The following is an 11547-nucleotide window of genomic DNA, read 5'->3' as shown; positions in this document are numbered from 1 at the left end:
GACCGCCTATGATCAATCTGCCCCGCGACCGCATGGACCAGGTAGTCAAGCGTTTCGAAATGCTCGAAGCGCAGATGGCGGCAGGCCCGGACCCGGACGCCTATGTGAAAATGGCGTCGGAATATTCCGACATCCAGGACATGGTCGGCAAGATCAGGGATTTGCGCGGAGCCGAGCAGGAGCTTGCCGATCTCAACGCAATGCTCTCAGACAAGGGCACGGACGCCGAGATGCGGGCGCTGGCCGAGACCGAGCTGCCCGAGGTGGAGGACCGGATCGAGGCGCTGCAACAGGACATCCAGATCCTGCTCTTGCCCAAGGATGCCGCCGACGAAAAGAACGCGATTCTGGAAATTCGCGCCGGCACCGGTGGCGACGAGGCGGCGCTGTTCGCGGGCGATCTGTTTCGCATGTATGAACGCTATGCGGCCGAGCAGGGCTGGCGCGTGGACGTCGCTTCGATAAGCGAGGGCGATGTCGGCGGCTACAAGGAAATCATCGCCACGGTTTCGGGCAAGGGCGTGTTCGCCAAGCTGAAATACGAGTCGGGCGTGCATCGTGTGCAGCGCGTGCCCGAAACGGAAGGCGGCGGGCGCATCCACACGTCGGCCGCGACCGTTGCCGTGCTGCCCGAGGCCGAGGAAGTCGACATCGAAATCCGCTCGGAGGACATCCGCATCGACACGATGCGCGCCTCCGGCTCGGGTGGCCAGCACGTCAACACCACCGATTCGGCCGTGCGCATCACCCACCTGCCCACCGGCATCATGGTGGTGCAGGCCGAAAAATCGCAGCACCAGAACCGGGCGCGCGCCATGCAGATCCTGCGCGCGCGCCTGTTCGACATGGAGCGTTCCAAGGCCGATGCCGAGCGCTCCGAATCGCGCAAGGCGCAGGTCGGCTCCGGCGACCGCTCGGAGCGCATACGCACCTATAATTTCCCGCAAGGGCGCGTGACCGACCATCGCATCAACCTCACCCTTTACAAGCTGGACCGGGTGATGATGGGCGAGATGGACGAGATCATCGACGCGCTGATCGCCGACCATCAGTCGAAGCTGCTGGCCGAGTTCTCGGAAAACTGAATTCCGGGAAGATGGAGAGCGGATGCGTTGCGATCCTTCAGCGTAGGGTAGTGTCATGACCGCTTCCGTTGCCTCGCCGACGCTTGCCGAAACTCTCCGTGCCGCCCGGCAGCGACTTGCCGCTGCCGGCATTGAAGACGCCGCGCTCGATGCACGGCTGATCATCGAGCATTTTTCCGCCACGACGCGGGCCGATGCCATTGCTTCACCCGGCCGTGTGCTGGACAGCGCCGCATTGCAACAGATAGAGGCCGCGCTTTCCCGCCGCCTTGCGGGTGAGCCCGTGCATCGCATTCTCGGCTTTCGCGAGTTCTACGGGTTGAAGCTTTTCCTGTCGCCCGAGACGCTGGAGCCCCGCGCCGATACCGAAACGCTGGTCGATATGGTGCTGCCCTTCGTGCGGAAGGTGGCCGCACGGGAGGGAACCTGCCGCATCCTCGATCTGGGCACGGGCACCGGCGCCATTCCGCTTGCGCTGCTTGCCCAGGTGCCGCAGGCAATGGCGGTCGCGGCCGACATCGCGCCGGGCGCGCTGGCCGCTGCCGGGCGCAATGCGCGCCTGCTTGGCCTGTCCGATCGCTTCGAGACTGTTGAATCCGACTGGTTTGCAAAAATTTCCGGGCGTTTCCATTTAATCGTCTCAAACCCGCCTTATATAAAGAGCACGGACATTGGCGCGCTCCAACGAGAGGTGCGCAGTTTCGACCCCATGCTCGCACTGGACGGAGGCGGCGACGGCCTTGAGGCCTACCGCCTGATTTCCGCGGGCGTTGCCGGGCATCTGGAAGATGGCGGTCGGGTCGCTGTGGAGATCGGGTTCGATCAGAAGACGGACGTTACGGATATTTTCGACCAAGCCGGGTTCGAGCTTGTGCAAGCCGGACAAGATCTGGGCGGAAACGACCGTGTGCTTGTTTTCCGGTGCTGAATCAAAGTGTTGAACCGGATCGAAAAAATGCTTGGCAACTCTTGGGAATGCCGCTAGGTTCAAAACACCGGATGAGACGAAGCAGGCAGTGCTCTTAGCGATTCGGTTCCCTTGGAAACAAACTGCCTTCTTGCGTGAACGACGCTTCAGCTTCGTGCGGGGATCACCCGGCAAGTGACACGAGACCGGAACGGAATGGTACGTGACGCCAACGCAAGCAATGCGGGCGAACACCGTCGGAGCACCACAAGGCGGCTGGATGCTGATGCACGCCGTCCGCGGAATTTTTTCGAAATGAAGAGAGTCGGATGAGGCCACAACAGCAGAACAGGCGCATGCGCGGCCGCAACAATGGCGGTAACAATAACAACAATGGTCGCAAGGGACCAAATCCGCTGACGCGCAGCTATGAGAGCAACGGGCCGGACGTGAAGATCCGCGGTTCTGCCCAGCAGATCGCCGAGAAATACGCTACCCTCGCACGCGACGCACAAAGCGCCGGCGACCGCGTGATGGCGGAAAACTATCTCCAGCACGCCGAACATTACAATCGCATCATTGCCGCCGCGCAGGCGCAGATGGCGATCCAGCATGTCCCGCAGACCCGCGACGATTTCGACGAGGACGAGCAGGAACGCGACGATTTCGACAATGCCGGCAATGCGCAGCCGACGAGCGGCCAGCAGAATGCACCGGCGCCAGAGGCGACCGCCGCTTCCACGCCCACGAGCGATGCAGGTACCGGCCCGCAACCGGTCATCGAAGGCACGCCGGCCGAAATCGCGCTGAACAGCGAATCGACCGCTGAAAGCGGCAATACGCGTGGTGAAAACCGCGGACGCGGCCGTGGCCGCCGGCCGGCGCGTGAGCCGCAGCCGGAACAGCCGCAGGAGCAGGCTTCCGCCCAACAACAGCAGGCCGAGGCAGCAAACGTCGCGCCCGAGGCGGCCGAAGACGCGAGCGCCGCTCCCGCAAGCGAAGAGCAGGCCGCTCCGGCACCGCGCCGGGGACGCCGTCCGCGCCGCAGCGCGGATGCGGCGGCCGAGAAGAATGCCGAAGGCGATGCCGCGCCGGCCCCCGAAAATGGCGGCGAGGACACGGTGTTGGCTGCTGCGGCCAATGGCTGACCGGCCAAGGGATTAACCCTATCTGGACGGCGGAGACGATGTCTCCGCCGTTTTTGTTTGTCTGCCTGCCCGAGCTGTCTTGAGGATTTTTCCCGCATGCCCATATCTGGGTGGAAATGGGTTCGGCTCGATAGGGCGGGCCCGTCACCGCAATCTGATCCGGTGCCGCAAAGCGGGCCGGTGACGGAAGGAGACAGATATGAATTTAGAGAAATATTCCGAGAGGGTTCGGGGATTCATCCAGTCGGCCCAGACACTTGCCCTTTCCCGGAACAATCAGCAGTTCACGCCCGAACATATGCTGAAAGTCCTCGTCGATGACGACGAGGGGCTCGCCGCCTCGCTGATCGAGCGCGCTGGCGGAAATGCGCGCGACGTCAGGCTCGGCGTCGAAAGCGCGCTCGAGGCTCTGCCCAGGGTCGAGGGCGGCAACGGTCAGCTCTATCTCGCGCAGCCGCTGGCCAAGGTATTTTCCACCGCTGAGGACCTGGCCAAGAAGGCCGGTGACAGCTTCGTCACCGTCGAGCGCCTGCTGCAGGCGCTGGCCATGGAAAAATCCGCCAGGACTTCGGAGATTCTCGCGAAGGCGGGCGTGACCCCGCAGGCGCTGAACCAGGCGATCAACGACATCCGCAAGGGCCGCACCGCCGATTCGGCGAGTGCGGAGCAAGGCTATGACGCGCTGAAGAAATATGCGCGCGACCTGACGGCGGATGCTCGTTCCGGCAAGCTCGACCCGGTCATCGGTCGCGATGACGAAATCCGCCGCACCATCCAGGTGCTGTCGCGGCGCACAAAGAACAACCCCGTGCTGATCGGTGAGCCCGGCGTCGGCAAGACGGCGATCGCCGAGGGCCTGGCGCTGCGCATCGTCAATGGCGACGTGCCCGAATCGCTGAAAGACAAGCAACTGATGGCGCTCGACATGGGCGCGCTGATTGCCGGCGCGAAATATCGCGGCGAGTTCGAGGAGCGGCTGAAGGCCGTGCTTTCGGAAGTCACCTCCGCTGCTGGCGGCATCATTCTGTTCATCGACGAGATGCACACGCTGGTCGGCGCGGGCAAGGCGGACGGCGCGATGGACGCGTCGAACCTCTTGAAACCCGCGCTTGCGCGCGGCGAACTGCACTGCGTGGGCGCCACGACGCTTGATGAATATCGCAAATATATCGAGAAGGACGCGGCCCTTGCCCGCCGCTTCCAGCCGGTGTTCATCGATGAGCCCACCGTGGAGGATACGATCTCGATCCTGCGCGGGCTGAAGGAGAAGTATGAGCAGCACCACAAGGTGCGCATCTCCGATTCGGCGCTGGTTGCGGCCGCGACGCTGTCCAATCGCTACATCTCCGACCGCTTCCTGCCCGACAAGGCGATCGACCTGGTGGACGAGGCGGCCTCGCGGCTCAGGATGCAGGTCGATTCCAAGCCCGAGGCGCTGGACGAGATCGACCGCCGTATCATGCAGCTCAAGATCGAACGCGAGGCGCTGCGCGTCGAAAAGGACGAGGCTTCGAAGGACCGGCTCGTGAAGCTCGAGACGGAGCTGACCTCGCTGGAGGAGGAATCCGACGCCCTGACGGCCAAGTGGCAGGCCGAGAAGCAGAAGCTGGGCCTTGCCGCCGACCTGAAGAAGCAGATCGACGATGCCCGCAACGAACTGGCCATCGCCCAGCGCAAGGGCGAGTTCCAGCGCGCCGGCGAGCTTGCCTATGGCAAGATCCCCGAACTGGAGCGTCAGCTCACGGAGGCCGAGGCAAAGGATCAGGATGGCAAGGACGGCATGGTCCAGGAGACCGTGACGCCGGACAACATCGCGCACATCGTTTCCCGCTGGACCGGCATTCCGGTCGACAAGATGCTGGAAGGGGAGCGCGAGAAGCTGCTGCGCATGGAAGACGAGATCGGCAAGCGGGTCGTCGGTCAGGGCGAGGCGGTGCAGGCGGTGTCCAAGGCGGTTCGCCGTGCACGCGCGGGCTTGCAGGATCCGAACCGGCCGATCGGCTCGTTCATGTTCCTCGGCCCCACGGGTGTGGGCAAGACCGAACTCACCAAGGCGCTGGCTTCCTTCCTGTTCGATGACGAGACGGCGATGGTGCGCATCGACATGTCGGAATTCATGGAGAAGCACTCGGTCGCCCGGCTGATCGGCGCGCCTCCCGGCTATGTCGGCTATGAGGAGGGCGGCGTGCTGACCGAGGCGGTGCGCAGGCGGCCTTATCAGGTGATTCTGTTCGACGAGATCGAAAAGGCGCATCCGGATGTCTTCAACGTGCTCCTGCAGGTTCTCGATGACGGCCGCCTGACCGACGGACAGGGCCGCACGGTGGACTTCCGCAACACGCTGATCATCATGACCTCCAATCTTGGGGCGGAATATCTGGTCAATCTCGGCGAGAACGAGGATGTCGACGCCGTCCGCGACGAGGTTATGGCTGTGGTTCGGGCGTCGTTCCGGCCGGAATTCCTCAACCGCGTGGACGAGGTGATCCTGTTCCACCGCCTGCGCCGTCAGGACATGGACAAGATCGTCGAAATCCAGCTCAAGCGGCTGGAAAAGCTGCTGGCCGATCGCAAGATCACGCTGGATCTCGAAGAAGATGCCATCGAGTGGCTGGCTAACAAGGGCTACGACCCGGCCTATGGCGCGCGGCCGCTGAAGCGGGTGATGCAGAAGGAACTGCAGGACCCGCTGGCCGAGAAGATTCTCGGCGGCGAGATTCTCGATGGCTCGACCGTCAAGGTCACCGCGGGTTCCGACCGGCTCAACTTCCGCTCCAGACCGAGCACGTCGGCGACGACCGAAAAGGCCGCCTGAGCCGTTTACCGGTCGCATATCCGGGCGGCCATTTTCATGCCCGGTTCATGTGGGAACCGGTAGGCATACGGTGAAAGTCATAGTGGTGTGCGTCGAATCACTGCCGGATTGTCGTGCCGGCCGCGATGCATCGGGGAAATCTGAACGAATATGAAGAGCAGGATCGGTCTTTTGTCCCTGGCGGTGCTGGCCGGGTTGTGGGCTCCCGCCGCAATCGCGGCGGTTGGCGCCACTCCGCAGGAGGCGCAGAAGAGGCCGCAGGGCGATACGTTGCAGCTCGCCCAGCGCGGAGACGTCGAGATTTATTTCGACGGCAACGGCAACCGGGTCATTGTCGATTCTTACACGGGCGAGATCATTGCCGTGCAGCCGCCGCGCAGCGCCATCGGTCGCCAGGGTGAAAGGCGCGCCGCGCGCCAGCGCGATCGCTACTATCTCGACGACTCCTATGAAGTGGAGCGGCTGCCGCGCGACTATCGCCAGTATCAGGACCGGTATCCCGAGCCCCCGGTCGACGACACCTATCAGGATTACAGCCGCGCGCCGGGGCTGAACGATTTCCCGCCGCCGCCCGGCCGGTTCCCCGACGACGAGGCCCTGCCGCGCAACGGCTACGGCCAGCGGCAGAACGAGGAACCGCAAGTCGTGCGCCGCGAGCCGGTGACGCGCGCCCCGCTCGGCGATCCGCTTGAAGCCGCGCCGCAGGAAACGACGCCCGATACGGTCATCGAGACGCCGCCGGCCACCGGCAAGGTGATCGCTCCCGCCTTCACCGCGCGCGAGGACGTCGCGGCGCTGCAGATCCTGCTCGACAGGGCAGGGGCATCGCCCGGCGTCATCGACGGCAGGTTCGGCTCCAATGTCGACAAGGCGCTGATCGCCTATCGCGATATCACGGGCGTCAATCTGAAATCGACGGACACGGCGGACATCAAGGCCGCGCTGGCAGCAACGGGCGGTGATCCGTTCATCGAATACACCATCACGCCCGAAGATGCCGCTGGTCCCTTCGTGGCGTCCGTGCCGGCCGATTACAGCCAAAAGGCCCAGCTCGATCATCTGAGCTTTACCTCGGTGACCGAGATGCTGGCCGAGCGTTTCCATATGGACGAAACCTATCTGAAGGCGCTCAATCCAGAGGCCAATTTCAACCGTCCCGGCACGATCATCCGGGTGGCGAATACCGGGCGCAAGGCGACCACCAAGGTTGTGCGCATCATCGCCGACAAGGGCCTCAAGCAGGTCCGCGCCTATGACGAATCGGGCAAGCTGGTCGTTGCCTATCCGGCGACCATCGGCTCGGCCGACACGCCGTCGCCGACCGGCATCCATGCGGTGTCGCGCGTGGCGCTGAACCCGAACTACACCTACAATCCCAAGCTCAATTTCAAGCAGGGCAACAACGACAAGATTCTCACCATTCCGCCGGGCCCGAACGGACCGGTTGGCACGGTGTGGATCGCGCTCGACAAGCCGACCTATGGCATTCACGGGACGCCCGATCCCTCCAAGATCGGCAAGACCGAAAGCCATGGCTGCGTGCGCCTGACCAATTGGGATGCCGAGGAACTGACCAAGCTGGTCAGCCCTGGCGTACCGGTCGAGTTCGTGGAGTAGCCGGCGGGCGTCGCCGGGCATCTGGCCAGCAACGCGGAAGCGAATTAAGCTTCGACGATGTCCGCTCCGGTGTCATCGGGTTCGCTTTCCGCAGGCTCCCGGACTTTCTGTCCGCCGGAGGGGCGCCGGTTCGCCCTGATCGCCGCAATCCTCGCTTCCAGCATGGGTTTCATCGACGGAACCGTGGTGTCGCTGGCAATGCCGGTGATCCGTACGGATCTTGGCGCATCGCTGGCCGAGGCGCAGTGGATCGGCAACGCCTATATGCTGTTTCTTTCGGCGCTGGTGCTGATCGGCGGCGTTGCCGGCGATGTCTTCGGTGTACGTAACATCTTCGCCGTGGGCATTGCCATATTCATCGTCACCTCGCTCTTTTGCGCCATTGCGGCAGATGCGCAGATGCTGATCGCGATGCGCGCGCTGCAGGGCACAGGCGCGGCCCTCATGGTTCCGGGCAGTCTCGCCCTCATCGCCAAGTCTTATCCCGCCGACATAAGAGGTGCGGCCATCGGCAAATGGGCCGCCTATTCGTCATTGGCGACCGCCTTCGGGCCGGTCATTGGCGGCGCGGTGCTTTCGACCGGCGAACCGTGGATGTGGCGCATCATCTTCGCCATCAACGTCCCGATCGGGGTGGTGGCGCTCATGATGCTGATCCGCCATGTCCCGGCGGATCGGCCCTCCGCCAAGCGGCCAATGGATGTGTTGGGTGCGGTGCTGGCAACGGCCGGGCTGGGCCTTCTGGCCTGGGGGCTGACGGATATGGGCGCGGTGGAAGGGAGCCTGCCCATTTCTCCGGGGATGCGCATGCTGACCGGGACCGCCCTTCTCGCCGGGTTCGTTTTCTGGGAGCATCGGGCGCACAGCCCCATGGTGAAGCTGCAGCTCTTCCGCTATTGGGCCTTTTCGGGTGCGAATCTCTATACGCTGGTTCTGTTCTTCGCCTTCAGCGCAGTGCTGTTTTTCATGCCGATGACGCTGGTGGCGGGCTGGGGCACGCCCGAATGGCAGGTGAGCCTGCTGTTCCTGCCGATGTCGCTGTTCATTGCGCTGTTCTCGGGATTGGCCGGACGGCTGGCGGATCGCTGGGGACCGCGCTGGCCGCTGACGATCGGTGCGCTTGTCGTCGCGATGTCCTACGCTTTGCTTGCGATCACCCTGCCGGCCATGGAGCTGTGGGGGGCGACGTTCCTTGCGCTCGTGCTCAATGGTCTCGGCATGGCCATATTGGTGTCGCCGCTTTCGGCCGCGGTCATGCTGGCCGTGCCGGATGACGATACGGGCCTGGCATCGGGCATCAACAATGCGGTCGCGCGGGCTGCCGGCCTGCTTGCGGTGGCGGCATTGGGAGCGCTTGCGGCACTGGTCTTCCGTAACGTGCTCGGTGATGGGATAGAAGGGGCAGGCTTCGGCGAGGTGCCGAAGGTGACGCTCGATACGCTGGCGGAAGGCCGGCGCGTGACGGCGACCAACAGCGCGTTTCAGGTGATTTCTGGGATATCCGCCATTCTTTGCGCCGGAGCGGCCGTCATTTCCTGGCTGACGCAGCAATCCTGGCCCGATCGCGGCAAGGCTCCGGCGCCGTCCGGCACCGACTGACCGGAGCGGCAGGCGATTTCGCGTGCTCTACTCGCCGGCCTTGGCCACTTTCAGCGGGTTGGGCTTTTCTTCCTTGAGGAGATCGTCGATCCGTTCGCGCTCGCGCTTGAAGCTGACGAGTTCGTCGCCATCGAGCACGCGCCCGCCCGGCAGGCGCACGCGCATCGGGTCCACCTTCGTGCCGTTGACCATCAGCTCATAGTGCAGATGCGGACCGGTCGCGAGGCCAGTCGATCCCAGATAGCCGATGACCTGGCCCTGGCGCACCTTCGCGCCGGCCGTGATGCCGCGGGCAAAAGCGCTCTGGTGGTTGTAGGAGGTTTCGTAGCCATTGGCATGGCGGATGATGGTCTGCTTGCCGTAGCCGCCGGCCCAGCCCGACTTCTCCACTGTGCCGTTGCCGGCGGCAATGATCGGCGAACCGGTGGGAGCGGCCCAGTCGACGCCGGTGTGCATGCGGGTATAGCCGAGAATCGGATGGCGGCGCGCGCCGAAGCCGGAGCGGAACTTGCCGTTAGGCAAGGGGTTGCGCAGCAGGAACTGCTTGGCGCTGCGGCCGTCGCCATCGAAATAGTCGAAGCTGCCGTCCTTGAGCTGGAAACGATAGAAATTGCGCGTGGTGCCGCTGAACGTCGCCGAGACATAGAGGAGTTGCGAATCCTCGGACATCTGGTCGTCGCCGTCAGGTTCGGAAAACAGCACCTCCAGCTTGTCGGAGGAGTTGAGGCGCGACTGGAAATCCACATCCGACGCAAGCAGGCGAATGAGCTGCTTGGTCATGCTCCTGGACATGCCATAGGAATAAGCGGCGCGATAGATGCCGTCATAGGCGGTGGGCAGGTTGCCGCGCGGCAGGGCCGGGGGCGAATCGTCGAATGCCGTGAGCAGCTCCGGATTCGGCTCCGGCTCGTCGGTGGTCACATATTGCCTGTGGTCGTTGAGCGCGATGGTCAGCACATGCTGCGTGCGGTCATAAACGCTGGTGCGCACGATGCGTCCGGCATCGCCGCGCACTTCCAGGCCCACGCGCAGCACCGTGCCGGCCTTCAGCTTGGAGCCGTTGAGCATCTTGGCGATCGCCTCGGACATGCCGGTTGCATCGTCGCCCGTATAGCCGGAAGCGGTGAAGGCATCCGCGATCTCGCGATCCACGGTGAAGGGGATGATTTCCTCGGCATAGGCCATGGTGGCATCATCGGCGCCGCTGCGCGGGGCGACCGACACGTTCTCAGGCACGATGCGCACGCCATAAGAGCCGGCGAGGGCCTGGGTGGCGAGCGAATCGCCGAAGCGCTCCGGGTCCACATAGTGAAGAGCCGCGACCTGCACGTCGCCGTCGGTCAGGATCGCGCCGGTCGTGCGCACGACCTCCTCCACCTCATCGGCGGAAAGATCGCTCTTTTCGTCGAAGGCGGCGGTATCCATCGGGAAATCCACCGTCTTCAGGCTCATCTCGCTTTCGACCTTGACGCCATAGATCTGCCCGGCCGGCGCGGCGGCGGTCTGTGCCGCGCCATCTTCGGCAAAAACATCGAGCGGGTCGAAAGGCGGATAGCTGCGATTCGTCTTGTAGCCGGCGGCGAGCGCCATCTTGATCTGCACGAAGGGAACGGTGCGCACCACATCGCGGTCGCCGACCCGGCTGGCCATGGAGACTTCCATGCGGCGCCGGTCCTTGGCGCGGGCGATCTGGCGGGGCTGGACGACGCGGTCGGTCTTGGCGTTCTGCCCGCCATCGTCACCGGTCCGGCTCAGCGCCGCCAGTTCGGCGATCTCGGGCGGGGTTGCAAGCTGTTCGCGCCCGTTGAGCGCGGCAAACAAGGCCACCCCCATGAGCACGCTTGAGGTCACGCCGGTCAGAAAGGTGCCGGAAAGCCAGCGGGCTGAAACCTCGCGGCGATCGGGCGGCCCGCTGCGTCCGTCCGCGATCAGCGGCGGCTCGTTGCCGAGTTCGGCTATGGTCTGATCCATATCCTGCATGAAAACGGTGGCTTTTCCCGTCCTGATCGGCCCCGGAGGAATAATATGACCGCGACAATTGCCTGTCCCGGCGGGTGAAGTCAACGAAAGCTCCCCTTGGAATCCGCTCCAATCGGATCGGCCCCATATAAGGAACGCGCGCGAGTCATAATAGCGACCCGCTGGCAGGAAGGGATCGCCGCCGATTTGGGCCGCAATAGGGCTCTGACTCGGGAACGCCGGCAAAAAGCTTCACCGCCCCGCTTTTCCGGTTTGTGTCTGTGGATAGCGGGTTCGGCCTTCTGTGTTTGGAATCTTTGGTTTGGTGGTGGGATTGGTTGTGATTCTGCGTTTGGGTTTGGGTATGTTTTGTCTAATATGTTGTAATTGCTTGCATTTTTGATGTTTCCGGGGTTT

At 63.8% G+C, this 11547-nt stretch carries 7 protein-coding genes; 6 read left to right on the top strand and 1 reads right to left on the bottom strand.

Annotation, left to right across the window (positions count from 1 at the left end):
- The first annotated feature begins 8 nt into the window (after positions 1 to 8).
- The 6 genes from prfA (at position 9) to C7441_RS06570 (ending at position 9171) form a co-directional block, all read left to right on the top strand.
- Positions 9 to 1085 carry a peptide chain release factor 1 gene (gene prfA / locus C7441_RS06595; protein ID WP_109612206.1) on the top strand — a complete coding sequence of 359 codons (1077 nt, stop codon included), beginning with the start codon at positions 9 to 11 and terminating at the stop codon, positions 1083 to 1085.
- A gap of 55 nt (positions 1086 to 1140) precedes the next feature.
- Positions 1141 to 2013 (top strand): peptide chain release factor N(5)-glutamine methyltransferase, encoded by an 873-nt coding sequence (gene prmC / locus C7441_RS06590; protein WP_109612205.1) that lies wholly within the window; start codon positions 1141 to 1143, stop codon positions 2011 to 2013.
- Between the two features lie 308 nt (positions 2014 to 2321).
- Positions 2322 to 3140 carry a DUF4167 domain-containing protein gene (locus C7441_RS06585; protein ID WP_019173941.1) on the top strand — a complete coding sequence of 273 codons (819 nt, stop codon included), beginning with the start codon at positions 2322 to 2324 and terminating at the stop codon, positions 3138 to 3140.
- Positions 3141 to 3339: 199 nt separating this feature from the next.
- The gene (gene clpB / locus C7441_RS06580) at positions 3340 to 5955 is read left to right on the top strand and encodes an ATP-dependent chaperone ClpB (protein ID WP_109612204.1); all 2616 of its coding nucleotides are present in this window, start codon (positions 3340 to 3342) and stop codon (positions 5953 to 5955) included.
- Between the two features lie 150 nt (positions 5956 to 6105).
- Positions 6106 to 7572: a L,D-transpeptidase family protein gene (locus C7441_RS06575; RefSeq protein WP_109612203.1), complete on the top strand. Its 1467-nt coding sequence runs from the start codon at positions 6106 to 6108 to the stop codon at positions 7570 to 7572.
- A gap of 162 nt (positions 7573 to 7734) precedes the next feature.
- A complete protein-coding gene (locus C7441_RS06570; protein WP_244916076.1) occupies positions 7735 to 9171 on the top strand; it encodes an MFS transporter in 1437 nt (478 codons plus the stop codon).
- 27 nt (positions 9172 to 9198) lie between these two features.
- Here the strand turns inward: C7441_RS06570 and C7441_RS06565 are convergent, their stop codons facing one another.
- Entirely contained in the window at positions 9199 to 11151 is a 1953-nt protein-coding gene (locus C7441_RS06565; protein ID WP_019173948.1) for a M23 family metallopeptidase, read from the bottom strand.
- Positions 11152 to 11547 lie beyond the last annotated feature (396 nt).

It is taken from the genome of Pseudaminobacter salicylatoxidans (assembly GCF_003148475.1).
Lineage (GTDB): Bacteria > Pseudomonadota > Alphaproteobacteria > Rhizobiales > Rhizobiaceae > Pseudaminobacter > Pseudaminobacter salicylatoxidans.
This window is presented reverse-complemented; position numbering and strand designations above follow the sequence as displayed.